25 protein-coding genes and 2 tRNA genes are annotated in these 24,967 nt (G+C 70.4%); 18 read left to right on the top strand and 9 right to left on the bottom strand.

Going from position 1 to position 24,967, the window contains the following annotated elements:
• Window positions 1-119: 119 nt before the first annotated feature.
• Together cimA and ACFSZT_RS25855 are read left to right on the top strand one after the other, a co-directional pair.
• On the top strand, window positions 120-1,751 hold the full coding sequence (gene cimA / locus ACFSZT_RS25860) for a citramalate synthase (protein ID WP_377384742.1): 1,632 nt from the start codon (window positions 120-122) through the stop codon (window positions 1,749-1,751).
• A 133-nt stretch (window positions 1,752-1,884) separates the two neighbouring features.
• Window positions 1,885-2,655 carry a fumarylacetoacetate hydrolase family protein gene (locus tag ACFSZT_RS25855; protein WP_377384743.1) on the top strand — a complete coding sequence of 257 codons (771 nt, stop codon included), beginning with the start codon at window positions 1,885-1,887 and terminating at the stop codon, window positions 2,653-2,655.
• A 60-nt stretch (window positions 2,656-2,715) separates the two neighbouring features.
• Here ACFSZT_RS25855 and ACFSZT_RS25850 read toward each other — a convergent pair whose 3' ends face one another.
• A complete protein-coding gene (locus ACFSZT_RS25850) occupies window positions 2,716-3,963 on the bottom strand; it encodes an FAD-dependent oxidoreductase (RefSeq protein ID WP_377384744.1) in 1,248 nt (415 codons plus the stop codon).
• A gap of 87 nt (window positions 3,964-4,050) precedes the next feature.
• On the opposite strand from ACFSZT_RS25850, the gene gltX reads away from it, so the two are divergent.
• The 4 genes from gltX to ACFSZT_RS25830 all read left to right on the top strand — a co-directional run bounded on the left by gltX (window position 4,051) and on the right by ACFSZT_RS25830 (window position 6,693).
• On the top strand, window positions 4,051-5,538 hold the full coding sequence (gltX, locus tag ACFSZT_RS25845) for a glutamate--tRNA ligase (protein WP_377384746.1): 1,488 nt from the start codon (window positions 4,051-4,053) through the stop codon (window positions 5,536-5,538).
• Window positions 5,539-5,618: 80 nt separating this feature from the next.
• Window positions 5,619-6,401 (top strand): HAD family hydrolase, encoded by a 783-nt coding sequence (locus tag ACFSZT_RS25840; protein ID WP_377384748.1) that lies wholly within the window; start codon window positions 5,619-5,621, stop codon window positions 6,399-6,401.
• Window positions 6,402-6,495: 94 nt separating this feature from the next.
• Window positions 6,496-6,567 (top strand) — tRNA-Gln (locus ACFSZT_RS25835).
• 53 nt (window positions 6,568-6,620) lie between these two features.
• Window positions 6,621-6,693 (top strand) — tRNA-Glu (locus tag ACFSZT_RS25830).
• Window positions 6,694-7,452: 759 nt separating this feature from the next.
• Here ACFSZT_RS25830 and ACFSZT_RS25825 read toward each other — a convergent pair.
• The gene (locus ACFSZT_RS25825) at window positions 7,453-8,172 is read right to left on the bottom strand and encodes an IclR family transcriptional regulator (protein ID WP_377384750.1); all 720 of its coding nucleotides are present in this window, start codon (window positions 8,170-8,172) and stop codon (window positions 7,453-7,455) included.
• 88 nt (window positions 8,173-8,260) lie between these two features.
• Here ACFSZT_RS25825 and leuC point away from each other — a divergent pair, with 88 nt between their 5' ends.
• The 3 genes from leuC to ACFSZT_RS25810 all read left to right on the top strand — a co-directional run bounded on the left by leuC (window position 8,261) and on the right by ACFSZT_RS25810 (window position 11,182).
• Complete coding sequence (gene leuC, locus ACFSZT_RS25820) at window positions 8,261-9,676, top strand: 3-isopropylmalate dehydratase large subunit (RefSeq protein WP_377384751.1); 1,416 nt, start codon at window positions 8,261-8,263, stop codon at window positions 9,674-9,676.
• A 31-nt stretch (window positions 9,677-9,707) separates the two neighbouring features.
• Complete coding sequence (gene leuD, locus ACFSZT_RS25815; protein WP_377384753.1) at window positions 9,708-10,310, top strand: 3-isopropylmalate dehydratase small subunit; 603 nt, start codon at window positions 9,708-9,710, stop codon at window positions 10,308-10,310.
• 230 nt (window positions 10,311-10,540) lie between these two features.
• Window positions 10,541-11,182, top strand: a complete 642-nt coding sequence (locus tag ACFSZT_RS25810) for an HU family DNA-binding protein (RefSeq protein ID WP_377384755.1) — start codon at window positions 10,541-10,543, stop codon at window positions 11,180-11,182.
• Window positions 11,183-11,254: 72 nt separating this feature from the next.
• On the opposite strand, the gene ACFSZT_RS25805 is transcribed toward ACFSZT_RS25810, so the two are convergent.
• The 3 genes from ACFSZT_RS25805 to cofC form a co-directional block, all read right to left on the bottom strand.
• Window positions 11,255-12,205 (bottom strand): NUDIX hydrolase, encoded by a 951-nt coding sequence (locus tag ACFSZT_RS25805; RefSeq protein ID WP_377384757.1) that lies wholly within the window; start codon window positions 12,203-12,205, stop codon window positions 11,255-11,257.
• Window positions 12,202-14,424 carry an RNA degradosome polyphosphate kinase gene (locus ACFSZT_RS25800; protein WP_377384759.1) on the bottom strand — a complete coding sequence of 741 codons (2,223 nt, stop codon included), beginning with the start codon at window positions 14,422-14,424 and terminating at the stop codon, window positions 12,202-12,204. Before ACFSZT_RS25800 ends, ACFSZT_RS25805 begins: the two co-directional genes overlap by 4 nt.
• Before the next feature lie 65 nt (window positions 14,425-14,489).
• On the bottom strand, window positions 14,490-15,131 hold the full coding sequence (gene cofC, locus ACFSZT_RS25795; RefSeq protein WP_377384760.1) for a 2-phospho-L-lactate guanylyltransferase: 642 nt from the start codon (window positions 15,129-15,131) through the stop codon (window positions 14,490-14,492).
• Window positions 15,132-15,204: 73 nt separating this feature from the next.
• Here cofC and ACFSZT_RS25790 point away from each other — a divergent pair, with 73 nt between their 5' ends.
• The 3 genes from ACFSZT_RS25790 to ACFSZT_RS25780 all read left to right on the top strand — a co-directional run bounded on the left by ACFSZT_RS25790 (window position 15,205) and on the right by ACFSZT_RS25780 (window position 17,647).
• Window positions 15,205-15,903 carry a lysophospholipid acyltransferase family protein gene (locus tag ACFSZT_RS25790; RefSeq protein ID WP_377384762.1) on the top strand — a complete coding sequence of 233 codons (699 nt, stop codon included), beginning with the start codon at window positions 15,205-15,207 and terminating at the stop codon, window positions 15,901-15,903.
• A gap of 1 nt (window position 15,904) precedes the next feature.
• Window positions 15,905-16,924, top strand: a complete 1,020-nt coding sequence (locus tag ACFSZT_RS25785) for an NAD(P)H-dependent glycerol-3-phosphate dehydrogenase (RefSeq protein WP_377384765.1) — start codon at window positions 15,905-15,907, stop codon at window positions 16,922-16,924.
• 237 nt (window positions 16,925-17,161) lie between these two features.
• Window positions 17,162-17,647, top strand: a complete 486-nt coding sequence (locus tag ACFSZT_RS25780; RefSeq protein WP_377384766.1) for a cysteine dioxygenase — start codon at window positions 17,162-17,164, stop codon at window positions 17,645-17,647.
• A gap of 7 nt (window positions 17,648-17,654) precedes the next feature.
• Here the strand turns inward: ACFSZT_RS25780 and ACFSZT_RS25775 are convergent, their stop codons facing one another.
• Entirely contained in the window at window positions 17,655-18,320 is a 666-nt protein-coding gene (locus ACFSZT_RS25775) for a pyridoxamine 5'-phosphate oxidase family protein (protein WP_377384768.1), read from the bottom strand.
• A 68-nt stretch (window positions 18,321-18,388) separates the two neighbouring features.
• On the opposite strand from ACFSZT_RS25775, the gene pdxR reads away from it, so the two are divergent.
• Window positions 18,389-19,771 carry a MocR-like pyridoxine biosynthesis transcription factor PdxR gene (gene pdxR, locus ACFSZT_RS25770; RefSeq protein WP_377478404.1) on the top strand — a complete coding sequence of 461 codons (1,383 nt, stop codon included), beginning with the start codon at window positions 18,389-18,391 and terminating at the stop codon, window positions 19,769-19,771.
• Between the two features lie 11 nt (window positions 19,772-19,782).
• On the top strand, window positions 19,783-20,880 hold the full coding sequence (locus ACFSZT_RS25765) for a D-alanine--D-alanine ligase family protein (RefSeq protein WP_377384772.1): 1,098 nt from the start codon (window positions 19,783-19,785) through the stop codon (window positions 20,878-20,880).
• 9 nt (window positions 20,881-20,889) lie between these two features.
• Here ACFSZT_RS25765 and ACFSZT_RS25760 read toward each other — a convergent pair whose 3' ends face one another.
• Complete coding sequence (locus tag ACFSZT_RS25760) at window positions 20,890-21,426, bottom strand: DUF3515 domain-containing protein (protein WP_377384774.1); 537 nt, start codon at window positions 21,424-21,426, stop codon at window positions 20,890-20,892.
• 19 nt (window positions 21,427-21,445) lie between these two features.
• Window positions 21,446-21,679, bottom strand: coding sequence for an Lrp/AsnC family transcriptional regulator (locus ACFSZT_RS25755; protein ID WP_377384776.1), 234 nt, complete (start codon window positions 21,677-21,679; stop codon window positions 21,446-21,448).
• Window positions 21,680-21,800: 121 nt separating this feature from the next.
• On the opposite strand from ACFSZT_RS25755, the gene ACFSZT_RS25750 reads away from it, so the two are divergent.
• From ACFSZT_RS25750 to ACFSZT_RS25735, 4 genes are read left to right on the top strand one after another with little or no spacing between them, the layout of a single operon-like run.
• Window positions 21,801-22,790, top strand: coding sequence for a thiamine-phosphate kinase (locus ACFSZT_RS25750; protein WP_377384777.1), 990 nt, complete (start codon window positions 21,801-21,803; stop codon window positions 22,788-22,790).
• An 18-nt stretch (window positions 22,791-22,808) separates the two neighbouring features.
• Window positions 22,809-23,294: a GNAT family N-acetyltransferase gene (locus ACFSZT_RS25745; RefSeq protein ID WP_377384779.1), complete on the top strand. Its 486-nt coding sequence runs from the start codon at window positions 22,809-22,811 to the stop codon at window positions 23,292-23,294.
• On the top strand, window positions 23,294-23,815 hold the full coding sequence (locus ACFSZT_RS25740; RefSeq protein WP_377384781.1) for a gamma carbonic anhydrase family protein: 522 nt from the start codon (window positions 23,294-23,296) through the stop codon (window positions 23,813-23,815). Before ACFSZT_RS25745 ends, ACFSZT_RS25740 begins: the two co-directional genes overlap by 1 nt.
• 31 nt (window positions 23,816-23,846) lie before the next feature.
• A complete protein-coding gene (locus ACFSZT_RS25735) occupies window positions 23,847-24,524 on the top strand; it encodes a uracil-DNA glycosylase (RefSeq protein ID WP_377384782.1) in 678 nt (225 codons plus the stop codon).
• A 147-nt stretch (window positions 24,525-24,671) separates the two neighbouring features.
• Here ACFSZT_RS25735 and rpmB read toward each other — a convergent pair whose 3' ends face one another.
• Window positions 24,672-24,863, bottom strand: a complete 192-nt coding sequence (rpmB, locus tag ACFSZT_RS25730) for a 50S ribosomal protein L28 (protein WP_006237435.1) — start codon at window positions 24,861-24,863, stop codon at window positions 24,672-24,674.
• Between the last annotated feature and the right edge of the window lie 104 nt (window positions 24,864-24,967).

The following is a 24,967-nucleotide window of genomic DNA, read 5'->3' as shown; positions in this document are numbered from 1 at the left end:
AGGCGCGCCGGGTAAGTGCCCCAAGCACCCGGCGCGCAGACCTCTCGCATCCGCGGGGGGTCTTTTTTGTTGCCACGACACGCGGACGACCAGAACGAAACGGCTCCGAGGAGAAACCCGTGACCCGCACGGAACCAGCCGGTACCCCGCTCGGCGACGACTTCCACCTGTACGACACGACGCTGCGCGACGGCGCTCAGCGCGAAGGCATCTCGTACTCGGTGGCGGACAAGCTCGCCGTCGCCCGCCTGCTCGACGAGCTGGGCGTGGGCTTCATCGAGGGCGGCTGGCCGGGTGCGATGCCCAAGGACACCGAGTTCTTCGCCAGGGCCGCCGCCGGCGAACTGACCCTGAAGCACGCCGTGCTGGTGGCGTTCGGCTCCACGCGCAAGGCCGGGGTCAAGGCCGCCGAGGACCCGCAGGTGCGCGCGCTGCTCGACTCGCAGGCACCCGTGGTGACGCTCGTCGCCAAGTCCGACGTCCGGCACATCGAGCGTGCGCTGCGGGTGGACGTCGACGAGGCGTGCGCGATGGTCGAGGACACGGTGTCGTTCCTCGTCGGCGAGGGCAGGCGGGTCTTCCTCGACGCCGAGCACTTCTTCGACGGCTACGCCTACGACCCGGACACGGCACTGCGTGTGCTCGACGCCGCGGGCCGAGGGGGCGCCGACGTGGTGGTGCTGTGCGACACCAACGGCGGCCAGCTGCCGCTCGGCCTCGCCGAGACGGTGCGCGAGGTCGCAGACCGCACCGGCCTGCGGCTGGGCATCCACTGCCAGGACGACACGTCCTGCGCGGTGGCCAACAGCATCGCGGCGGTGCAGGCGGGTGCCACGCACGTGCAGTGCACCGCCAACGGTTACGGCGAACGGGCGGGCAACGCCGACCTGTTCGCCGTGACGGGAAACCTGGTGGCCAAGCTCGGCATGGAGGTCCTCCCCAGCGGGGGCGCCGCCGAGCTCACCCGCGTCTCCCATGCCCTTGCCGAGATCGCGAATATCGCACCCGACACCCACCAGGCCTACGTCGGGTCGTCGGCCTTCGCCCACAAGGCGGGGCTGCACGCGAGCGCGATCAAAGTGGATCCGTTGTTGTACAACCACATCGATCCTGCTTTGGTCGGCAACGACATGCGGGTACTGGTCACCGAGATGGCCGGCAAGGCAAGCCTCGAGCTCAAGGGACGCGAGCTCGGGGTCGACCTTGCCGGCCGGCCCGAGGCACTCACCAACGCCGTGCGGAAGGTCAAGGACCTCGAGGCCGAGGGCTGGTCGTTCGAGGCCGCCGACGCGTCGCTGGAGTTGTTGCTGCGCCGAGAGGTCGCCGGGACCGACGGCACGCCGCTGGGAGAGCCGCCGTTCACGCTCGAGTCGTACCGCGTGGTGCTCGATCACCGCCCGGACGGCGAGGTGATCGCCGAGGCGACGGTGAAGGTCCATGTGGGTGGCGAGCGGGTGATCGCGACCGCCGAGGGCAACGGTCCGGTCAACGCGCTGGACGCCGCGCTGCGCCAGGCACTGCTGCCGCACCTGTCCTGGTTGGACAGCGTGGAGCTGTCGGACTACAAGGTCCGCATCCTGGTGAACCACCAGGGCACCGACGCGGTCACCCGCGTGCTCATCGAGTCCTCCGACGGCGAGCAGGAATGGACCACCGTGGGGGTGCACGAGAACATCGTCGAGGCCAGCTGGCTGGCCCTGCGCGACGCGATCGTGCACAAGAGCCTGCGGGCAGGCACGCTCACGCCGTGAGGCCGGGTGTCCCCGGCCGCGGCCGGGGACACCGCGCCGTGGGGTGAGTGTGGGCAGGGCGGTGGGCGGCGGCCCGCCCGTCTCCCACCGCCACCCGGACGGACACGCTCCGCGTGGCAGCTACGATGGCAACGTGCGCTTGGCTCGAATCGCTCATCCGGAAGGTGTCGCCTTCGTCTCCGTCGAGGGCGACGGTGCTGACGCCACCGTCGCCGAGATCGCCGACCACCCGTTCGGCACGCCGAATTTCACCGGACGGCGCTGGCCACTGGCCGACGTCCGGCTGCTCGCGCCGATCCTGCCCACGAAGATCATCGCCGTGGGCCGCAACTACGCCGACCACGCGCAGGAGATGGGCAACGAGGTGCCGGCCGAGCCGATGATCTTCCTCAAGCCGTCCACCACGGTCATCGGCCCCAACGCCGCCATCCGGCTGCCGAAGGCGTCGTCGCGGGTGGACTTCGAGGGCGAGCTCGCCGTCGTCATCGGTCAGCCCGTGAAGAACGTTCCCGCCTCGCGTGCCGCCCAGGCCGTCCTGGGTTACACCATCGCCAACGACGTGAGCGCCCGCGACCTCCAGAAGTCGGACGGGCAGTGGGGCCGCGCCAAGGGCTTCGACACGTTCTGCCCGCTGGGGCCGTGGATCGAGACCCAGGTCGACCCGAGCGACCTCGCGTTGCGGTCCGAGGTGGACGGCCAGGTCAAACAGGACGCCCGGACCTCCGCGCTGGTGCACAAGATCCCCGACCTGATCGAGTTCATCTCCTCGGTGATGACGCTGCTGCCCGGTGACACGATCCTCACCGGCACACCGGCCGGTGTCGGGCCCATCACCGACGGCCAGCAGGTCTCCATCACCATCGAGGGCATCGGCACCCTCACCAACCCCGTGCAGAACGCCTAGCTGTACGGGCCCCGGGCAGAACACCGGTTCCCGGCCGCGCAGGCAATCGTCGAAGGGCGCCTACCCGGTTCGCCGGGCGAACGCCGGCGCATGCTCGGGGCGAACCCCGATACCGATGAGGTAGGCGGGAACGAACGACGCCTGCGGTACCCGGCGTAGGAACTCCACGACCGGTTTCGGCGGCCCCATCCGCCGTCCGGTCACCACGGGTTCGACGACCATGCGGTGCAGGAACCGCTGCAACCACTGCACCAGCACCGTCGGCAGCAGCCTGCGGGTGCGCAGCTTCGCGAGATCGGCCGTCGTCAGCGTGCCGCGGCGCAGCGGTTCGGCCAGCAGGGTCGCCGCCGCGACGGCGTCCTGCACGGCCAGGTTGATGCCCACGCCGCCGACCGGTGACATCGCGTGGGCGGCGTCGCCGATGCACAGCAGGCCGTCGGTATGCCATCGGCGCAGCCGGTTGAGCCGGACGTCGAGGTGCTTGATGTCGTCCATCGAGGCGAGTTCACCGACCCGGTCGGCGAGTCCCGGAATCACCTCGGCCACGTCGTCCCGGAACGCCTCGATTCCCCGTTGCCGCAACTGCGGGTCGGCGCCTTTGCGACCGATGTAGGCGATCTGGTGGTACCCCTCGCGGGGGATCACGATCGCGAACCGGCCTCGCCGCATGGTCGGGGTGAGGACGTCCGGCGTCTCGCCGGTCCGGCGGCCGAGCCGGAACCACCACGCGTCGATCGGCACCGGGTACTCCTTCGCCACCAGGTTCGCCTCTTGCCGTGCGAGCGACCAGCGCCCGTCGGCCGCGACGGTGAGGTCGGCGCGGATCTCGCCGTTCCGGCTTCCGCCGTCCTCGGTGGCCCGGTATCGGACGCCGGTCACCCGGCCGCCCTCGCGGATCAGCCCGGTCACCTCGGTGCGCATGCGCAGTGTGAACGTGGGTTCCTCGGCTGCCGCCTCGGCGAGGAGGTTCAGCAGGTCCCACTGCGGGGCGATGGCGATGTACGGGTGCCGTGTCCCGACCAGGCGCAGCCGGAGCAGGTCGCCGATCGTGACCCGGTCGTGCTCGCCGACCGGGAAGGCGACCTCCTCCAGCCGGGTCTGCGGCAGCTTCGCGAAGGGCTCGCCGAGCCCGAGTTCGTCCAGCAGCTGCATGGTCGACGGGTGCACCGTGTCGCCGCGGAAGTCGCGCAGGAAGTCGCCGTGCTTCTCGAGCACGGTCACCTCGACGCCGGCTCGGGCGAGCAGCAGCCCCAGCACCATTCCGGCAGGTCCGCCACCCGCGACCACGCAGGTCGTACGTTCGGTCATCGTTCCGCCCTCTTTTCAACATTTGTTGAATAATTCGACGATGCACGCCGAACGAGGGCAAGTCAAGAGCGATACTCTGGATGGGCTATGACTGAGACCAAGGCCGTCCGCGCTCGCTTCTGCCCGTCGCCCACCGGGATCCCGCACGTCGGGTTGATCCGCACCGCGTTGTTCAACTGGGCCTTCGCCCGGCATCACGGTGGCAGCCTCGTGTTCCGCATCGAGGACACCGACGCCGCCCGCGACAGCGAGGAGTCGTACCAGGCACTGCTCGACGCGCTGCGCTGGCTCGGCCTGGACTGGGACGAGGGCCCCGAGGTCGGCGGCGACTACGGCCCCTACCGGCAGAGCGCGCGTGGCGACATCTACCGCGACGTCGCCGCGAAGCTGCTCGAGGCGGGCGAGCTGTACGAGGCCTTCTCCACCAACGAGGAGGTCGAACAGCGGCGCCGGGAAGCCGGCCAGGACCCCAAACTCGGCTACGACAACTACGACCGCGACCTCACCGAGGAGCAGAAGGCGGCCTTCCGGGCCGAAGGCCGCACGCCGGTGCTGCGGCTGCGGATGCCGGACGAGGACCTCGGCTGGACCGACCTCGTTCGCGGCGAGATCGTGTTCAAGGCGGGCACCATTCCCGACCCGGTGCTCGTGCGGGCCAACGGCCAGCCGCTCTACACACTGACCAACCCCGTCGACGACGCGCTCATGCGCATCACCCACGTGTTGCGCGGCGAGGATCTCCTGCCGTCGACGCCCCGGCAGATCGCGCTGTACCGGGCGCTGGAGCGCGTCGGCGTCGCCGAGTTCGTTCCGGAGTTCGGTCACCTGCCTTACGTGATGGGCGAGGGCAACAAGAAACTGTCCAAACGGGACCCCTCGTCCAACCTCTTCAACTACCGCGACCGCGGGTTCATCCGCGAGGGCCTGCTGAATTACCTCGCGCTGCTGGGCTGGTCGATCGCCGACGACCGCGACGTGTTCACCGTCGACGAGCTCGTCGAGGCCTTCCAGATCACCAAGGTGAGCGCCAACCCCGCGCGGTTCGACGTCAAGAAGGCCGAGGCCATCAACGCGACGCACATCCGTGCGCTCAGCCACGACGAGTTCGTCCGCCGCGTCGTTCCGTACCTGACCGAGGCTGGTGTCCTGCCCGCCGAGCCGGATGCCGAGCAGCTCGCGAAGCTCGACGCCATCGCACCACTCGTGCAGGAGCGCGTGACGGTGCTCTCCGAGGCGGCGGACCTGCTGCGGTTCCTGTTCATCGGCGAGGCCGAGTTCGCGCCCGAGGAGCAGGCGGCCACCAAGGCGCTCGGTCCCGACTCGGAACCGGTGTTGCGAGCAGCGGTCGAAGCGCTGGAAAAGTTGCCGTCCTGGGAGACCGGCGCCATCGAGCAGGCGCTCAAGGACGCGCTCGTCGAGGGACTCGGCCTCAAGCCCCGTAAGGCTTTCGCGCCCGTGCGCGTCGCCGTCACCGGGCGTACGGTGTCGCCGCCGCTGTACGAGTCGATGGAGCTCCTCGGCCGCGAGGCGTCACTCGGGCGGCTGCGTCGTGCTCTCCCGGGCAACGGAGCGTAGAGCTGCTGGACCGAAACAGATTCGGCGCTATCACCTCCTTAGCAGAGTCGAGGACGTCCAAAAACCCCTAGCCTCGCGGGGTGGCTTTTGCGCTTGGCTCCCCGACAGCACCGCAAACCGTTTCCGACCACGAGGACGCCGCGCCGTGGGCGCCTCCCGAACTCCGGCTCGTCTGCCTGGACATCGATGACACGCTCATCGATTTCTCGGCCGCGGGCCGAAGATCGCTCGCGGCCTTGATCGGCCGCGCCGACATGTGGTCGGAATGGGAGCGGATCACCGACGAACACGTGGCCAGGGTCGTCTCCGGCGACCTCGGCTACGCCGACATGCACGTCCGACGCACCCAGGCGTTCCTCGCCGCTCTCGGCATCACCGCCGACCACGGCGAGGCGCTCGCCTTCGAAACGCGCCGGAAGGAACTGCTGCGGCGATCCTGGCGGCTGTTCGACGACGTGCTGCCGTGTCTCGACTGGCTGGTCGCCGCGGGCGTTCAGCTCGCGGCTGTGACCAACGCCTCGGGCGCCCACCAGCGCGAGAAGCTCGCCACCCTGGGGCTCGCCCGCTTCTTCGACCACGTCGCCATCGCCGGAGAAGTCGGCGTCGCCAAACCCGATCCTGTGATGTTCCACTCTGTCTGCTTCCAGCTCGGCTGCGACCCCTCCGAGGCGGTCCACGTCGGCGACAAACTCCGGACCGACGCGCTGGGGGCGCGGGACGCCGGCCTGGGTGGTGTGTGGCTGAACCGCGGCCAGGTCGCCGCGGAGGTCCCGCCCGGCGTCCACGTCCTGTCCAGCCTCAGCGAGCTTCCCCAGCTGCTCGTTTCCGAGTTCGTGCGCGTGGGCGTGCCCGCGCAGCGGTAGAACCGTGGCCCCGGTGCGGAGCCGGTTGGGCCGTGGTCTATGCTTTCTTTCCAACGGGGTGCTGAGCCGGAGCGCGCTCAGGCGAGGCACTCGTTGGGGTATGGTGTAATTGGCAGCACGACTGATTCTGGTTCAGTTAGTCTAGGTTCGAGTCCTGGTACCCCAGCTGCGAAGAGGAAAAACCGATCTGGTAAGTTCTTCTTCAGCAACACAGAGCAAGCCCCCGTCGTCTAGCGGCCTAGGACGCCGGCCTCTCACGCCGGTAGCGTGGGTTCGAATCCCATCGGGGGTACTCGAAACCGGAAGCCCCGTATCTGCGGAAATCGCGGATACGGGGCTTTCTCGTTTGCGGGTCCCGTCCGGCCCGTGTGCGCCGTCCATGTCGCCGTGTCTGCCGTCTGTGTCGTGGTGTGTGCGGTTCCGGTTGCCGTGTCTGCTGTCTGCGTCGCTGTGGCGGCCGTTCCAGTTGGCGCTCCCGGCTTGCGGGGCAGCGCCCCGCGTGGACCGCTGAGATTTCGGGCGGTGCCGTTGCCGGACACGGGGTGGCTCGTCGGCGAGCCGGGACCCGAAGGAGCGCTCGCTCCCTCCACATCAGCCGAACGGCAACCGCGCACGGGTCGGCCGGAGGGACCGGCCCATCGCGAATCCGGCCGGCGCACAGTCGGTTTCCGAAAGCGGTCGATCCCCGCCAACTCCCGAGCGGCCGTCACCGCCGCGCCGATGGCGACACGGCGCCCCACGCAGCAGTCACCCGGCACGGGTTTGCCGACACGCCACCGAAGTGGCCCCAACGGGGCGACGCAGCGCTACGCGAGGGGGCCAGACACGGCTACCTGAGTGGCAGACACGGTGACGGGGGTGGCGGACACGGCTACCTGAGTGGCAGACACGGTGACGGGGGTGGCGGACACGGCTACCTGAGTGGCAGACACGGTGACGGGGGTGGCGGACACGGCTACCTGAGTGGCAGACACGGTGACGGGGGTGGCGGACACGGCTACCGGAGCGGCGGACACGCGGATGGGATCTAGTGACGTTTCCGCTCGCCGGGCTACAGGCGCTCCTGCAGCGCCTCGGCGGCAGCCAGGAGATCCGCCGCCCACCGGGCACCCGGCTTCCGCCCGATCCGCTCCACCGGCCCCGACACCGACACCGCCGCCACAACCGTTCCCGACGAATCCCGGACCGGAGCCGACACGCTCGCCACGCCCGGCTCGCGCTCCGCGACACTCTGCGCCCAGCCACGCCGCCGCACCTCCAGCAGCGTGCGTTCGCCGTACACCGCCTCCGCCAGTATCGCCCGCTGCGTGTGCGCGTCGGCCCACGCCGTGAGCACCTTCGCGCCGGAACCCGCCGTCATCGGCAACCGCGCGCCCACCGGCACCGTGTCGCGCAGGCCACTCGGTGGCTCCGCCGTGGACACACACACGCGCTGCACCCCGTCCCGGCGATACAGCTGCACACTCTCGCCGGTGATGTCGCGCAGCTTCGGCAACACCACGCTCGCGGCATCCAGCAACGGATCCGTCGTGCCACCGGACAGCTCCGCCAGCGCCGCACCCGGACGCCAGCGGCCATCCGGACCACGCCGCAGCAACCGGTGCACCTCCAGCCCCACGGCGAGCCGGTGCGCGGTCGCACGGGGAAGCCCGGTCCGCGTGCATAGTTCCGCCAGACCGCACGGCTCCTCGGCCACGGCCCGCAGTACGGCGACAGCCTTGTCCAAGACGCCGATACCGCTCTGCTGGTTGTCAGGGTTATGCTGTCCCACGAAGCGATACTACAATCTCGGAGTTTGGGATGTCCAGATAGTGGGACGCGGACTCCCGAGCTCCCGCTATGCTCATGGAGGAGCCCTGATGGCACAGAAGCGGGGCCGCACACTCGCCGAGAAGGTGTGGGACGCGCACACGGTGCGCCGCGGCGAAGGTGCCGAGCCGGATCTGCTCTACATCGACCTGCACCTCGTGCACGAGGTCACCAGCCCGCAGGCCTTCGACGGTCTGCGCCTGGCCGGCAGGAAGGTCCGCAGGCCGGATCTCACGATCGCCACCGAGGACCACAACGTGCCCACGGTGGACATCGAACTTCCCATCGCGGACCCGGTCTCGCGCACCCAGGTGGACACACTTCGCCGCAACTGCAAGGAGTTCGGCGTCCGCCTGCACCCCATGGGCGACGCCGAACAGGGCATCGTCCACGTGATCGGGCCGCAGCTGGGTCTCACCCAGCCCGGCATGACCGTGGTGTGCGGCGACAGCCACACCTCGACGCACGGTGCGTTCGGCGCGATGGCCTTCGGCATCGGCACCTCCGAGGTGGAGCACGTGCTCGCCACGCAGACCCTGCCGCTGCGTCCGTTCAAGACGATGGCGATCAACGTGGACGGCGAGCTGCGTCCCGGCGTCACCGCCAAGGACATCATCCTCGCGGTCATCGCGAAGATCGGCACGGGCGGCGGCCAGGGTTACGTCCTGGAGTACCGCGGCAGCGCCATCGAGTCGTTGTCGATGGAAGCCCGCATGACCATTTGCAACATGTCCATCGAGGCCGGTGCCCGCGCGGGCATGATCGCCCCGGACGAGACCACCTTCGCCTACCTCAAGGACCGGCCGCACGCCCCGAAGGGCGCCGACTGGGACGCCGCCCTCGCCGAGTGGCGCGAGCTGCGTACCGACCCCGACGCCGTGTTCGACGCCGAGGTGACGATCAACGCCGACGAGCTCACGCCGTTCGTGACGTGGGGCACCAACCCCGGCCAGGGGCTGCCGTTGTCGGAGTCCGTGCCGGACCCGGCGACGATGACCGACGAGAACGAGCGCTTCGCCGCCGAGAAGGCCCTGTCCTATATGGATCTTGTTCCGGGCACCCCGCTCCGGGAGATCCGGGTCGACACGGTCTTCCTCGGCTCCTGCACCAACGGCCGGATCGAGGACCTGCGGGCCGCCGCCGCCGTGCTGCGGGGCCGCAAGGTGGCCGATGGCGTGCGGATGCTGGTGGTCCCCGGGTCGATGCGGGTGCGCAAGGCCGCCGAGGAGGAGGGCCTGGACAAGGTCTTCACCGAGGCCGGTGCCGAGTGGCGGCAGGCCGGGTGCTCGATGTGCCTCGGCATGAACCCGGACCAGCTGAAGCCGGGCGAGCGCAGCGCCTCGACGTCGAACCGCAACTTCGAGGGCAGGCAGGGCAAGGGTGGCCGTACCCACCTCGTGTCGCCGCTCGTGGCGGCCGCCACAGCCGTGCGCGGCACACTCTCCTCGCCCGAAGACCTGAACTGAGCCTGCCCGACGAGCATTGGAGTAACCCACCATGGAGCCGTTCACCACGCACACCGGCATCGGAGTGCCCCTGCGCAGGTCCAACGTGGACACTGACCAGATCATCCCGGCCGTCTACCTCAAGCGCGTCACCCGCACCGGGTTCGAGGACGGCCTGTTCGCCGCCTGGCGCACCGACGAGCAGTTCGTGCTGAACCAGGAGCCGTTCTCCCGGGGCAGCGTCCTCGTCGCCGGCCCCGACTTCGGCACCGGGTCCTCCCGCGAGCACGCCGTCTGGGCCCTCATGAACTACGGCTTCCGGGTCGTCATCTCCTCCCGGTTCGCCGACATCTTCCGGGGCAACGCCGGCAAGCAGGGTCTGCTGGCCGCCCAGTGCGAGCAGGCGGACGTCGAGCTGCTGTGGAAGCTGCTCGAGAACGAGCCCGGCACGGAGGTCACGGTGGACCTCCAGGAGAAGACCGTGCGGGCCAAGGACTTCGCCGCGCCCTTCCAGATCGACGACTACACCCGCTGGCGGCTGCTCGAAGGACTCGACGACATCGCCCTGACCCTGCGGCACGCGGACGAGATCGCCGAGTTCGAGCGGCGGCGGCCCTCCTACAAGCCCGTGACCACGTCCGTCCCGGCCTCCTGAGGCAAGGGATTCCCTGCTCGGCAAGGGAATCCCCACCCGGCCACCGGCCGACGACACCACGCCAGACGGCACCGGAAGACCCCGTCCGAGGGGCCTGTCGGGTACGTAACAGCGCACCCGATAAGGAAAAAATCCGCGTGCCGTTTGGAATTTGTGCTGCGTTGGTAATACCGTGTGCGCATGTCGGCCGGTGTGGCCGGGTAACAAGTAGTTCTTCTTGGAGGACTGGAATGGCCAACAAGGCCCAACTGATCGAGGCGCTCTCCGAGCGCCTGGGCGACAAGAAGCTCGCGTCGCAGGCTGTCGACAACCTCGTCGACATCATCATCCGGACGGTCAACAAGGGCGAGAAGGTGAACATCACCGGCTTCGGTGTGTTCGAGAAGCGCGCCCGGGCGGCCCGGACCGCCAGGAACCCGCGCACCGGCGAGACCGTGCGGGTCAAGAAGACCAACGTTCCGGCGTTCCGTGCCGGTACGACGTTCAAGGATGTCGTGAGCGGTGCCAAGAAGCTGCCGAAGGCCACCAAGGCCAAGGCGACCACCGGCACCACGGCTCGCGGGACCAGCACGAGCCGGACGACCGCCAGCCGTCCGACCGCGACGCGCAGCACCACCACGCGTTCGCGTGCCACCACGGCTCGCAGCACCACGACGAGCCGGACCGCCGCGACGAGGGCGACGGGCACCACTCGGACGGCCGCCAAGAGCAGCACCACGAAGGCTGCCGCTCCGAAGACCACCGCCACGAAGGCCAAGGCCACCACGGCGAAGAAGGCTCCGGCCAAGTCGACCGCGAAGGCCACCACCAGCAAGTCGACGGCCTCGAAGGCGGCGCCGAAGAAGACCACCGCGGCGCGCAAGAAGAAGTAAGGCGACGCTGGAGAACCGCCGACACTTCTCGGCAGGGCCCCGCACCGCTCGGTGCGGGGCCCTGCCGCGTTCTCAGCTCGTGGTGGGAACCGGGGTGGGCAACGCGCTCGGCAGGTAGTTCGCCGCCACGAGCCGTGGGGTGCCCTCACCGGTGGCGAACGACAGCTGCCAGACCGACCCCTTCTTGGCCGCCACGCCGCCCGATGTGGTGGATGCCAGCGTGAGCCGCTCGCGCTCGGCCAGGTCGCTCAGAATGCCTGGAATGACGCCGCCCTGGCTGCACACCACGGGTGTGCCGCCCTCGGCGGCGATCTCCAGGAACCGCTTCCGCCCACCCTCCGGGTCGGACCGGTAGGACTTCTCCGACAGCATCGGCTCCTGCACCACCTCGAGCCCGAGGTCGTCGGCGAGCCCCTGAACTGTCTGCACACAGCGCAGCAGGGGCGCGGAGAGCACACGGGTCGGCCGGAAGGTCCACAGCAGTCTGCGCAGCGCCTGGGCCTGGCGGGCGCCCGCGTCCGAGAGCGGCCGCAGATCGTCGTCGCCGGCCCATTCCTCCCGCTTGCCCGCCTTGCCGTGTCGAACCAGCAGCACCGAGGTCAGGTCTGCGGGCAGCTCGGTGAAGGCCCGCAGCACGTCCCGGTCGGTGTCGTACGACACGATCCCGGCCGCCTCGGCGGGGGAGCACCAGCGAAGCTCGTCGACTTCCTCATTGGGCCGGAAACGGCCCTCGCCGGCCCTCGCGGAGAAGTAGTCGACCGTTTTCCGGCCGGTGCCGAGCGGATATTCGACCCTTTTCAGGAAACGGCCGAGAACAGCGTCGAAGCCGGTTTCCTCCTCGAGTTCGCGTACCGCCGCGACGGGCGGGGTCTCGCCGGGATCGAGCTTTCCCTTCGGCAGGGACCAGTCGTCGTAGCGGGGTCGGTGCACGACGGCGATCTCGAGCTCTCCGGACCCGGCGGGGCGCCACAACACGGCCCCGGCCGCGAGGGTGACGGCATGGTCGGTTCGCGCAGCGTTCACCCGGTCGCTCCGTGCCTGCGCAGCAGCTCGACCTGGTGGTCGCGGACCTGGGAGGAGTCGGCGGGGGAGGGCACCCACTCGCCCGTGGCACTCAGCACCCAGCACCGGGTCAGCGGATCCAGTGCCGAACTCAGCACATCGTCGAGTTGTGCGGTCAACTTGGGGTCCTTCACCTGAACCAGGGCTTCGATGCGGCGGTCCAGGTTGCGGTGCATCATGTCCGCGCTGCCGATCCAGTAGGCGTCGGCCGCCCGGAAGTGGAAGATCCGTGAGTGCTCCAGGAAGCGGCCCAGAATCGAGCGCACCGTGATGTTCTCGCTCAGGCCCGGCACACCCGGTTTCAACGCGCAGATGCCGCGCACCACGACCTCTACCGGCACGCCCGCCTGTGATGCCCGGTACAACCCATCGATGACCTGCTCGTCCACGAGGGAGTTGCATTTGAGTCGGATGCCCGCCTGGTGGCCCGCGCGCGCGAGCTCGATCTCGCGGGTGATGTGGTCGAGGATCCCGCGCCGGATGCCGCTGGGCGAGGTGAGGATGTTGCGGTACGTCGCCTGGCGGGAGTATCCGGTGAGGACGTTGAACAGATCGGTGAGGTCGGCGCCGATCGCCGGATCGGCCGTCAGCAGCCCCAGGTCCTCGTACAGCCGCGCGGTCTTCGGGTTGTAGTTGCCCGTGCCCAGGTGGCAGTAGCGGCGGATCGTGGACCCTTCCTGGCGCACCACGAGCGCCACCTTGCAGTGCGTCTTCAACCCGACGAGCCCGTAGACCACGTGGACGCCCGCGCGTTCGAGCGTGCGCGCCCAGGTGATGTTGGCCTGCTCGTCGAACCGGGCCTTGATCTCCACGAGAGCCACGACCTGCTTGCCGGCCTCCGCGGCGTCGATGAGCGCGTCGACGATCGGCGAGTCGCCGGAGGTCCGGTACAGCGTCTGTTTGATGGCGAGCACCTTGTCGTCGGCCGCCGCCTGCTCGATGAAGCGCTGCACGCTCGTGGAGAACGAGTCGTACGGGTGATGGACGAGAACGTCGCCCTCCCGCAGGGTCGCGAACACGCTCTTGGGCGTCTCGCGTTCGCCGAACGCCGGGTGGGTGGCGGGTACGAACGGACGGTCCTTGAGCTCCTTGCGGTCCACCGAGAGCAACTGGGTCAGGCACGACAGGTCCAGCAGTCCCGGGACCTCCACCACGTCGCGGGGGTCCACCTCGAGTTCCCGCAGCAGCAGCTCGAGCATGTGCTCGCTCATGTCCTGCGCCACCTCCAGCCGCACGGGCGGGCCGAAGCGACGCTGCGCCAGCTCGCGTTCGAGTGCCTGCAACAGGTCCTCGTCGCGGTCCTCCTCGACCTCGAAGTCGGCGTTGCGCGTGACCCGGAACACGTGGTGCTCGGTCACCTCCATACCGCTGAACAACTCGCCGAGGTGCGCGGCGATGAGCTCCTCCAGCGGCAGGAACGTGGCCGTGCGACTGTCGCGCTGGCGTTCGATGCGGACGAGCCGGGGTACGTTGTTGGGCACCTTCACGCGGGCGAAGCGTTCCGTGCCCTCCTCCGGGTCCCGCACGGTGACGGCCAGGTTGAGCGAGAGCCCCGAGATGTAGGGGAAGGGGTGAGCGGGGTCGACGGCGAGCGGGGTGAGCACCGGGAAGATCTGTTCGGTGAAGTAGCGCGACAGCCGGGCGCGGTCGTCGGCATCCAAATCGGACCAGCGCACGATGCGGATGCCCTCGGCCGCCAGCGCGGGCCGGACGTGCTCCTCGAAGGCCGCGGTGTGCCGCTCGACGAGGTCCTGGTTGCGCTTGGCGATGTAGGACAGCTGCTCGCGGGGGGTGAGCCCGTCGGCGCTGCGCACGGACAGCCCGGTCTCGTCCCGGCGCTTCAGCCCGGCCACCCGGACCATGTAGAACTCATCCAAATTGGACGCGAAGATCGCCAGGAACTTGGCCCGCTCCAGCAGCGGCTGCGACTCGTCCTCGGCCAGCGCGAGCACGCGGGCGTTGAAGTCCTGCCAGGAGAGCTCGCGGTTGAAGTACCGGTCGTCGGGCAGGTTGTCGGGCACGGCCCGTGGCACGCCCGTGGCCGCCGGCGGCGCGGACGGCACGGCCTGAGGCATGCTCGCCCTGCCGTCGGTGGCCGTGGCTCCCGGCGGCGGGTTCGTGGTGACGCGCCTGGGCTCCGGAGAGCCCTCGGTGGTCGGGATGCTCTCGTCGTTGCTCACAACTGCATTGTTCCTCACCTGGGCGTTTCGCGGGGATAGCAGGCGCCACACCCATAGCAGCGGGGTCAGCGGAGAGCACATGTGGTGGCAAGGATCGCGGTCGTGCGGGGGCCCAGGCCGAGCAGCCGGGCGTGGTCGAGGTCCGCGGGCGTGTCGACGTCGGCCCGCAGTGACGGTGCGGTGAGCCCGAGCGCCACGGCGCCCGAGCGGGCGTGGTCGCGCGCGGAGTCGGGGCCGAACCGGGGGTCGAGTGGTTCGCCCGGCGCGGAGAGCAGCAGCGTCGTGCCGGTGCCGTGCCGGTCGGCGGCGAACGCCCTCCGCCGCCCGGCCTCCGCCGTCGCGGCGGCCAGTTCCGCCGGGCGCAGCGCGGGCAGGTCGGCCTGCAGAGCGCCCACCACGGCGTCCGGGTCGTCGGCACGGACCAATCGCTCCCCGGCGCGCAGCGCCGCGTTCAGGCCCGCGGGCGCGTCCTCGGCGAGCAGTTCGGCGCCGAGCTCTCGCACCACCGCCAGCGCGGCGGGATCACCGCTGACCACCACGACCCGCCGCACGCCGGGTGTCGCGAGCGCGGCGGCGACCGTGTCCTCGGCGAGGGCGAGCACGAGGGCCGCGTGGCAGTCCGCGCGGTCCGGAGCACCGAGCACGCCGCGCAGCCGGGACTTGCCGGCGTGCGGCGGCTTCATCGGCACGATCAGGTCAACGGCCACGTGACCATCTTGACTCACGGGGTCCGCGGGCGGCTGTGGGAGGATCGGCCCAGGCGATGTGGAAGGAGGAGCCTTGGCGAATCGCGAGAAGGGCGGATTCTGGGTCGGGGCCGCCGCCGCACTGTTCTATCCGCTCACATGGATGGGCCGCAGTGTCTACCGGGGCACGGAGTGGATTCCGCGGGAGGGTCCCGCGCTGCTCGTGATGAACCACGTCTCGCACCTGGACCCCGCGGTGGACGCGGTGTTCGTGCACCGCAACAAGCGGGTGCCGCGGTTCATGGCCAAGGACAGCCTCACGCGCATCCCGGTGTTCGGCAAGATCATGACCGGCGCGGGCAGCATTCCGGTGTCGCGCGGAACGGCCTCCGCCGGCGACAGCCTCAAGGCCGCACACCAGGCTCTGCGCGAGGGCAAGCTCATCCTGATCTATCCCGAGGGCACGATCACCAAGGACCCGCAGGGCTGGCCGAAGCGTTCCTACACCGGTGTCGCGCGGCTCGCGCTGGAGAACGACGTGCCGGTGATCCCCGCGGCGCGCTGGGGCACCCAGGACATCTTCAACGGCTACACCAAGAAGTTCCGGCCGTTCCCGCGCAAGACCGTCGTGCACTCGGTGGGCAGGCCGCTGGATCTGACCGCGTACCGCGAGAAGGAGCGGACGCCCGCCGTGCTGCGCGAGGTCACCGATCTGATCATGGCGGAGGTGCTCGAGCAGCTCGTGCAGATCCGCGGGGAGCGGCCGCCTGCCACGCCGGGGGACGACGCCTGAGATGTCCGACGTCACTGTGCAATCGGTCACGGTGCTGGGCGCGGGTTCGTGGGGCACGACGTTCGCCAAGGTGCTCGCCGACGCGGGCCGGGACGTCACGATGTGGGCCCGCAGGCCCGAGGTCGCGGCCGAGATCCGCGACGAGCACACCAACTGCGGCTACCTGCCGGGCGTGCGGCTGCCGGACCGCCTGACGGCGACGTCAGACGCTGCCGAGGCGCTCGCGGGTGCCGACGCGGTCGTGCTGGCCGTGCCGAGTCAGAGCCTGCGCACCAACCTCAAGAGCTGGCGCGACCTCCTGCCGCCCGGCGCGATCCTCGTCAGCCTCGCCAAGGGGGTGGAGCTGGGCACGCTCAAGCGGATGAGCGAGGTCATCAGCGAGATCGCCGACGTGCCCGCGGGCGAGGTCGTCGTGGTCTCGGGGCCGAACCTGGCCCGGGAGATCGCGCAGGGCCAGCCCGCGGCCGCGGTTCTGGCGTGCGCCGATCACGACCGTGCGGTGGCCGTCCAGCGCGCGAGTTTCAACTCCTACTTCCGCCCGTACACCAACACCGACGTGGTCGGCTGCGAGCTCGGCGGCGCGTGCAAGAACGTGATCGCACTCAGCTGCGGCATGGCCGCGGGACTCGGGTTCGGGGCGAACACCATGGCCACGCTCATCACACGTGGTTTGGCCGAGACGGCCCGGCTGGGCGCCAAGCTCGGCGCGGACCCGCTCACGTTCGCCGGCCTGGCCGGGGTCGGGGACCTTGTGGCGACGTGCTCCTCGCCGTTGTCCCGCAACCGGACGTTCGGCGAACGGATCGGCCGCGGCGAGACCGTGGAGCAGGCGCAGGCCGCCGTGGGCGGGCAGGTGGCCGAGGGCGTCACGTCATGCCGGTCGATCCGCGAGCTGGCACGCACCGCGGGTGTCGACATGCCGATCACCGACGCGATGTACCGCGTGTGCCACGAGGGGACCGACCCGGCGACGGCCGGTGCCGAACTGCTGGGCCGGGAACAGAAGCACGAGTGGTCCTGACGCTTCCGGCGGAGTTCACACTCCGGAATCCGGTTGACGCTTGCGCGATCCACTGGTTTCCTTGCGGGCGTGCTGACGCAGGACGTTTCCGTACGGTGGCCGCTCTCCGGCCACCGCGATGCCGCCTGCGCGCTGTGTCCTTGCTGTTGTCGGTGAGCGCTCCGCATTCCGCCTGACGCCGTCTCACCGTTTCCGCCCCAAGGACCTCCTTCTTCTCCCGCAAGGACTCATCGCGTCATGTTCGCTGTTCCCGAGAACACCATCGCCCCTCTCGCCACCGCCGCCGCGGCCACGCGCCATCCCGTCCGGGTGGCCCTGGAGTACGCCGCCGACCGGGAACGGTGGCGCAACCTCCTGCGCTACGACCCCGACGAACGGTTCGCCGTCCTCCTGGACCGCGTCGACGGAGACGAGGTGTGGCTGCTGAGCTGGCTTCCGGGCCAGTACACCGGTCTGCACGACCACGGCGACGCCACCGGCGCGTTCACGGTGGTGAGCGGACGGCTCACGGAGTCGGTCACGCGGCGTGCCGCCGACGGTCGCGTGGTGACCGAGGTGCACACGCCCGCGCAGGGGCAGTCCCGGGTGTTCGGGCCCGGCTACGTGCACGACGTGCGCAACGAGGGGCCGGATCCGGCCATCAGCGTGCACGTGTACCGCGCGGCGGCCCGGACCATCAGGCCGTTTCGCAACGACCCGATCGCCGGACCGGTGCCGGGCTGACGCCGGTTCAGATGCGGGCCCGGCGCGCGATGTGCGTGGGCACCACGACGCCGTCCGGCACGTAGGTCGCGGGTTCCGGTGGGCCCACGACGGTCCGAATTGGCAGGACGCCCGCCCACACGTCGTGCCGGTCCACATCCTCGGCTTGTTCGGCCGGTCCCTCGGCCCGGATTTTCACAGAGGTCTCGGTCAGGTCGAGCGCGAGCACGGCGACGGAGGCGAGTTCCTTCGCGTTCGGTTCGCGGGCGTGGTCCCAGGAGCCTGGCGCCAGGTGTTCGGTGACGATCCGCAGGCCACGCAGCTTTTCCGCCGCGTCGGTGACCAGCCGGGGCCGTCCGTGCACCACCGCGCAGCGGTAGTTCATCGAGTGGTTGTTGAGCGAGCGCGCGTAGACGATCCCGTCGAGAATCGTGACGGTGACGCAGACGTCGGCGCCCTCCGCGGCCGCGCGGATGTTGCCCGAACCGGTCGAACCGTGAAGATAGAGAGTGTCGCCGTCCCGTCCGTACCCGGTCGGAACGCAGACGGGGGAGCCGGCCAGGACGAGGCCGAGATGGCAGACGAGGGCCTCGTCCAGTACGCGGTAGAGGTCGGCGCGGTCCGTGGAGGCGCGATGCTTCTTCCGGGTGAGTGTGCTGCGTGGGGTGGGCGACAGGGGTACTGATCTCGGCATGGGGACAACGATGTCAGCGCGGGTGGCATGGTGAAATGACCACAAGTGCGGAGAAACGGGAGGCCACTTTGCCTCGGGGTGACACCGCTCTGCCGGTGACGCTGGATCGTGAGTCGAACGTCCCGCTCGCCGTGCAGCTGGCCGACGCCCTGCGCGAGTCGGCCTCGTCCGGGCATCTGCGCGGCGGCGACCGGCTGCCCTCGACCCGCGCGCTCGCCGACCGGCTCGGCGTGAGCCGCACCGTCACCGCGGCAGCCTACGAGCAGCTGCACGCCGAGGGCTGGATCCTCGGCAAGCACGGGTCCGGCACCTACGTCACCACGTCACCACCCGCGCCGCGCCCCGAACGCCGCTCCGTCGTGGAGCGCGAGGAGGCCCCGTCGGCGCGGCTCGCCCTGCTGCCCGGAGTGCCGTGGGCCGACGGGCTCGACAAGGCGGCGTGGCGGCGCGCCTGGCGGGCCTCGGCGGACACCCCGCCCGCGGCGTACCTGCCCCGCGCCGGGCTTGCCGAGTACCGCGCGGCCGTGGCCGAGCACCTCCTGCGGCACCGGGGACTCGACGCGGGCCCGGATTCCGTCCTCGCCACCGGAGGCACCACCGCCGCCGTGATCGAGCTGGCGGCCGCCGTGCTGCGGCCGGGCGACCTGGTGGCCGTCGAGGAACCCGGATACCAGCGCGCCGTGCAGGCGTTCAAACGTGCCGGGCTGCGGGTGGCTCCCGTGCCGATCGACGGTGAGGGGTTGCGCCCGGACCTGGTGCCGGGTGGGGTCCGGGCCGTGTATTGCTCGCCCGCGCACCAGTACCCGATGGGCTGCCGGATGAGCGCGTCCCGGCGCGTGGAGCTCGTCGAGCGGGCGCGGGCCCACAACTTCCTCGTGGTGGAGGACGACTACGACGGTGAGCTCCGCTACGACGTCGCACCGTTGCCGCTGCTGGCGTCGCTGGCACCCGACGTCGTCGTGCACCTGGGCACCACGAGCAAGATCCTGACGCCGACACTCGGCGCCGGCTGGATGGTGGCGCCGCCCGCGGTGACGACGGCGGTGCTGGAACATCGCGAGCTCACCGGCACCCGGCCCTCCCCGGCAGGCCAGCACGTGCTCGTCGAACTGGCCCGGCACGGCGACCTCGGCAGGCACCTGCGCAGGCTGCGGCGGGAACTGTCGGAGCGCCGGTCGATGCTCGTCACCGCGTTCGGCCGGGCGGGAGTGCCGGTGCTCGGCGACGACGCCGGCGCGCACCTCGTGGTGCCGCTTCCCACGTACGAGGATGAACGGGAACGACTCGCGGCAGGCAAACGGCGCGGGATCCTGCTCGACGGTCTCGCCCGCCACTTCGCCCGCACGCCCACGGCACACGGCGTCGCCGTCGGCTACGCGGGGTGTTCGCGCGAGGGACTCGCGGACTGCCTTGCCACGCTGGTCGAGTTGGTCCGTCCGAGGCCCCGGTAGGGTGACCGCTCATGAGTAGCCGCAAGACCCGAGTGGCCGTCATCTTCGGAGGCCGCAGCACCGAGCACACCATCTCCTGTGTGTCCGCGGGCAGCGTGCTGGGCAATCTCGATCCCGACCGGTTCGAGGTCGTGCCCGTCGGCATCACGCAGGCCGGAGGGTGGGTGCTCGGCACGAGCGACCCCAAGGCCCTCGAGATCCGGGGGCGCGAACTGCCCTCGGTGGAAACGGGCAAGGCCCTCGTGCTGCCGGGCGACGCCACGAGCAAGAGCGTGGTGAGCGTCGAACCGGGCCGCGAGGCCGAGGTGCTCAGCGAGGTCGACGTCGTCTTCCCGGTGCTGCACGGTGCCTTCGGCGAGGACGGCACCATCCAGGGGCTGCTCGAGATGGCCGACATCCCCTACGTCGGCGCGGGCGTGTTCGCCAGCGCGGCCGCCATGGACAAGGAGTACGCCAAGAAGCTGCTGGCGGCCGAGAACCTGCCCGTCGGCCCGTACGCGACGATCCGGCGTGGACAGTCGACTCTGGACGAAGCCGATCGGGAACGGCTGGGCCTGCCGGTGTTCGTCAAGCCAGCGCGGGCCGGCTCATCCATCGGGATCAGCCGCGTCACCGACTGGTCGCAGCTGGACGACGCCATCGCGCTCGCCCGTCAGACCGATCCCAAGGTGCTCGTCGAGGCCGCCGTCTCCGGCCGCGAGGTGGAATGCGGTGTGCTGGAGTTCCCGGACGGGCGCGTCGAGGCGTCGCTGCCCGCCGAGATCCGTGTGCTCGCCGACGACGCCGACGCCTGGTACGACTTCGAGACCAAGTACCTCGGCGAGGACGCCGAACTCGATATCCCCGCCAAGCTCGACGACTCGGTGATCGACCGGCTGCGCACCTGCGCCGTGCGCGCCTTCGAGGCGCTGGACTGCCAGGGTCTTGCCCGCGTGGACTTCTTCGTCGGCGAGAACGGCGAGCTGACGATCAACGAGGTGAACACCATGCCGGGGTTCACCGCCACCTCGGCCTACCCGAAGATGTGGGCGGTCACCGGCGTCGACTACCCGACGCTGCTGTCCACCCTGATCGACACGGCGCTCGCCCGCGGCACCGGCCTGCGCTGAGCCGCGACGTCAGCCGAACCGCAGGGGAACCGGGCGCAGCGCGCCGGCGACCGTGTCGGAGATCTGCTGCAGCGGCCCGGTTCCCGTTCCGGCCGGGACCGTCAGCGCGACGTAGACGTCCCGGTCCACGACATACCACGTCGCGGAGCCGTCCCCGGGCACCTGCAGCCAGCGCACGCCGTTGATCTGGCGCAGCGACGAGGTCCGGGTGAGCTCCGGCGGCCGTTCGAGACCGCAGCGCAGCACCACCGGGGAGTCCTGGCCCCAGGCGATCGCCGCGGGCGGGGCCGGCTTCGCGAGCTCGCGCCTGCCGAGCCGGTCGCCGGACGACTCCAGCTCGGTGGGTGCGGCGGCCACGAGATCGCGGCACTGCGGGCTGCCCGCCTGCGGCGCGGGAATGGACACGAGCGGCAACGGGCCGTCCCCGGCGGGTTCGTCGGCTCCCCGGGACAGCACGCCCAGCACGCCCGCGACCGCGGCGAGTGCCAGCGCGACCACGGCGGCCGCCACGATCAGCGCCCGGGGAGGTGCGCCCGTCTCCGTCACGCCGCCGACTCCAGTCCGGTCAGAGGTGCACCACCGGGCACGTCAGGGTCCGCGTGATGCCTTGCACGTTCTGGACGTTCGCGACCACGAGCTGGCCGAGCTCGTCGACGTTGTCCGCCTCGGCACGCACGATCACGTCGTAGGGACCGGTCACATCCTCCGAACTGGTGACGCCGGGGATGCCGGCGATCTCGGCGGCGACCGAAGCAGCCTTGCCGACCTCGGTCTGAATGAGGATGTATGCGTGAACCACGGCGCGCCCCTTCGTCCGGATGGGTTGTGCAAGCTCAAGATAGGAACGTCGTTGCAACGTACCGCAGGCGGGGCAACGATCGGATATCCGACGAGTTCTGCAAGCGACACCGGAGGTGTGTGTGGACGCCCATCCAGCGCCGGGCAGGGACGACGCAGGCTCCGGCGGCGAAACGGTCGCGGCGGTCGGCGAGTTCGGGCTGATCCGGGCGGTCACGGCCGACCGGGCACAGCCGGCGGGCACCGTGCTCGGTCCCGGTGACGACGCCGCCGTGGTGGCCGCGCCGGACGGCCGGGTGGTCGTGACGACCGACGTCCTCGTGCAGGGTGTGCACTTCCGGCTGGACTGGTCCACACCTGAGCAGGTCGGCCGCAAGGCCGTCGCCGTGAACCTCTCCGATATCGCGGCCATGGGCGCCGTGCCCACGTCGATCGTCGTCGGGATCGGCTGCCCCGCCGACACGAAATCGGCGCTCGTCACCGAACTCGTCGACGGCATCTCCGCCGAGGCCGCCCGCGCGCGCGTCGGTCTCGTCGGCGGTGACATGGTGCGCGCCGACCAGCTGGTGATCAGTGTCACCGCCCTCGGCGACCTCGGCGGCCGGGAGCCGGTGACCCGCTCGGGCGCGCGGCCCGGGGACGTGGTCGCGGTGTGCGGTCGCCTCGGCTGGGCCGCCGCGGGACTGGCCGTGCTGGGCCGCGGCTTCCGCTCCCCGGTCGGCGTCGTCAACGCACACCGTTACCCCGAACCTCCCTACGCAGCCGGCCCCGCGGCCGCCCAGGCGGGTGCCACCGCCATGATCGACGTCTCCGACGGGCTGCTTGCCGACCTTGGACACCTGGCCGAGGAGTCCGGGGTGGGCATCGACGTCCACACCGAACGGCTCGACGTCGACCGGAAGCTGGTCGACGTCGGCCACGCGCTCGGCGCCGATCCGCTGCACTGGGTGCTCACCGGTGGGGAGGATCACGCGCTCGCCGCGACGTTCCCCTCGTACACGGATCTGCCCGCGGGATGGCTGCGTATCGGCACGGTGCTCATGCCCGGCACCGGCGTCACCGTGGACGGGGAGCCCTACGAGCACGAAACCGGCTGGGAGCACTGGCGCTGATCCGGTTTCATGGAGGGCGTGCAGATACGTGTGGTGCCCTTCGACCATCCGGACGCGGCCAAACTGATCGACCTCGTGCAGCAGGAGTACGTGACCCGGTACGGCGATCCCGACGTGACACCCGTGTCACCGGACGAGTTCGCCCCGCCCCACGGCACCTTCCTCGTCGGCTACCGCGATGACGTGCCCGTGGCCTGTGGTGGCTGGCGAGCTCATGACGAACCGCCGGAGTTCCGCCCCGGCGACGCGGAGCTCAAGCGGATGTTCGTCGTCCCGTCCGAGCGCGGCAACGGCTACGCCAGACAGATGCTCGCCGCGCTGGAGCGCACGGCCGTGGCCGCAGGCCGGACGCGGGCGGTGCTCGAGACCGGCACGAAACAGCCCGAGGCCATCGCGCTGTACCGTTCGTCCGGCTACACCGAGATCGACAAGTTCGGTGTGTACAAGAACGACGCGCTGAGCCTCTGTCTGGCCAAAGAGCTCACGGACACCCAGGAGCGGTAATGGCGATCTACGCACTCGGCGACCGGGAGCCGAGCATCCACCCCGAGGCCTACGTCCACCCGGACGCCACCGTCATCGGCGACGTGCGGATCGCTGCGTACGCGTCGGTGTGGCCGCAGACCGTGCTACGCGGCGACCACGGCTACATCGAGCTCGGCGAGCGGTCCAACATCCAGGACGGCTGCGTCGTGCACTGCACCGAGGAGGACCCGACGATCCTGGGACCCGATTCGGCCATCGGGCACGCGGTGCACGTCGAGGGTGCCCGCATCGGCAGCGGCTGCCTGGTCGCGTCGGGATCCGTGGTGCTCAACGGCACCGTCATCGAGGACGGCGGCATGGTCGGCGCCGGCGCGGTGGTGTCGTACCGGGGACACGTGCCGTCGGGCCACATCGCGCTCGGCGTACCGGCCAGGACGCGGCCCAACACGTCGTTCGGGCCGGAGGCGATCGCCCGCGTCGTGGACAGTTACGTGCAGCGCGCCAAGAGGTTCCGCGCCGAACTGCGCCGCCTGGACTGACGGTGCGCGGCACGCGCTAGAGTCGCGAGCCGTGACCGCACGACCGCTGCACGAGATCGTCGAGCGAGGCTGGGCGGAGGCACTCGCGCCCGTCGAGGCCAACATCGCCGCCATGGGGGAGTTCCTGCGCGCCGAGATCGCCGCAGGCAGGCGCTACCTGCCTGCCGGGGAGAACATCCTGCGCGCGTTCCAGCAGCCGTTCCACGACGTGCGCGTGCTCATCGTCGGTCAGGACCCGTACCCGACGCCGGGGCATCCGATCGGCCTGTGCTTCGCCGTCGCCCCCGACGTCCGGCCGCTGCCCAAGAGCCTGGTCAACATCTTCAAGGAGTACTGCGACGACCTCGGCCACCCGCCGCCCTCCACCGGCGACCTGACGCCCTGGACCGAGCAGGGCGTGCTCCTGCTCAACCGGGCCCTGACGGTGCAGCCGGGCAGGCCCAACTCCCACCAGGGCAAGGGCTGGGAGGAGATCACCGAGCAGGCCATCAGGGCGCTGGCGGCCCGCGACGAGCCGCTCGTGGCGATCCTGTGGGGCAGCAACGCCCGCAAGCTCAAACCGCTGATCGGCGCGGACCGGTGCATCGAGTCGGTCCATCCCAGCCCGCTCTCCGCGCACAACGGCTTCTTCGGCTCCCGGCCCTTCAGCCGGGCCAATGCGCTGCTGCAGGCTCAGGGTGCCTCGCCGATCGACTGGAAGCTTCCGTAGACATCCGGGCCGGGGATGCGCGGCGGGGGTGGTGGCACCTCGGCACGCCCGCCGCGGGCGGCTCGGCGGCGGAGGTTCTGTACCCCGAACAGCAGCGGAGCCCGGCGGATCGATGATCCACCGGGCTCCGGTACAGAGTCCTGGGCGTTAGCCCCGAACGACCTTGCCGGCCTTGAGGCAGGAGGTGCACACATTCAGGCGCTTCCGCTGGGAGAGCCCGACCTTCGCGTGCACGGTCTGGATGTTCGGGTTCCACCGGCGGTTGGTGCGCCGGTGAGAGTGCGAGACCGACTTGCCGAAGCCCGGCCCCTTGCCACAGACGTCGCACACGGCAGCCACGTCGAACACTCCTCGAAGAAATAGGCAAACACAACCCGCCCGGCGAACACCGGGCAACTCGAACAGGGTAGCCGGTGCGTTCCCGGCGCTCGTAGGCGGGTCGT

This window comes from Prauserella oleivorans (genome assembly GCF_042685745.1).
GTDB classification, from domain to species: Bacteria; Actinomycetota; Actinomycetes; order Mycobacteriales; family Pseudonocardiaceae; genus Prauserella_A; species Prauserella_A oleivorans.
The sequence above is the reverse complement of the archived record's forward strand: the minus strand, read 5'-3'. Positions and strand labels throughout refer to the sequence as shown.

Bases quoted from the DNA above. Each gene is read 5' to 3' on its own strand.
- leuC (WP_377384751.1), top strand. From the start codon at position 8,261: ATGGCACAGAAGCGGGGCCGCACACTCGCCGAGAAGGTGTGGGACGCG.
- ACFSZT_RS25850 (WP_377384744.1), bottom strand. From the start codon at position 3,963: ATGACCGAACGTACGACCTGCGTGGTCGCGGGTGGCGGACCTGCCGGA.
- leuD (WP_377384753.1), top strand. From the start codon at position 9,708: ATGGAGCCGTTCACCACGCACACCGGCATCGGAGTGCCCCTGCGCAGG.
- ACFSZT_RS25810 (WP_377384755.1), top strand. From the start codon at position 10,541: ATGGCCAACAAGGCCCAACTGATCGAGGCGCTCTCCGAGCGCCTGGGC.
- gltX (WP_377384746.1), top strand. From the start codon at position 4,051: ATGACTGAGACCAAGGCCGTCCGCGCTCGCTTCTGCCCGTCGCCCACC.
- ACFSZT_RS25780 (WP_377384766.1), top strand. From the start codon at position 17,162: ATGTTCGCTGTTCCCGAGAACACCATCGCCCCTCTCGCCACCGCCGCC.
- ACFSZT_RS25785 (WP_377384765.1), top strand. From the start codon at position 15,905: ATGTCCGACGTCACTGTGCAATCGGTCACGGTGCTGGGCGCGGGTTCG.
- ACFSZT_RS25775 (WP_377384768.1), bottom strand. From the start codon at position 18,320: ATGCCGAGATCAGTACCCCTGTCGCCCACCCCACGCAGCACACTCACC.
- ACFSZT_RS25740 (WP_377384781.1), top strand. From the start codon at position 23,294: ATGGCGATCTACGCACTCGGCGACCGGGAGCCGAGCATCCACCCCGAG.
- ACFSZT_RS25765 (WP_377384772.1), top strand. From the start codon at position 19,783: ATGAGTAGCCGCAAGACCCGAGTGGCCGTCATCTTCGGAGGCCGCAGC.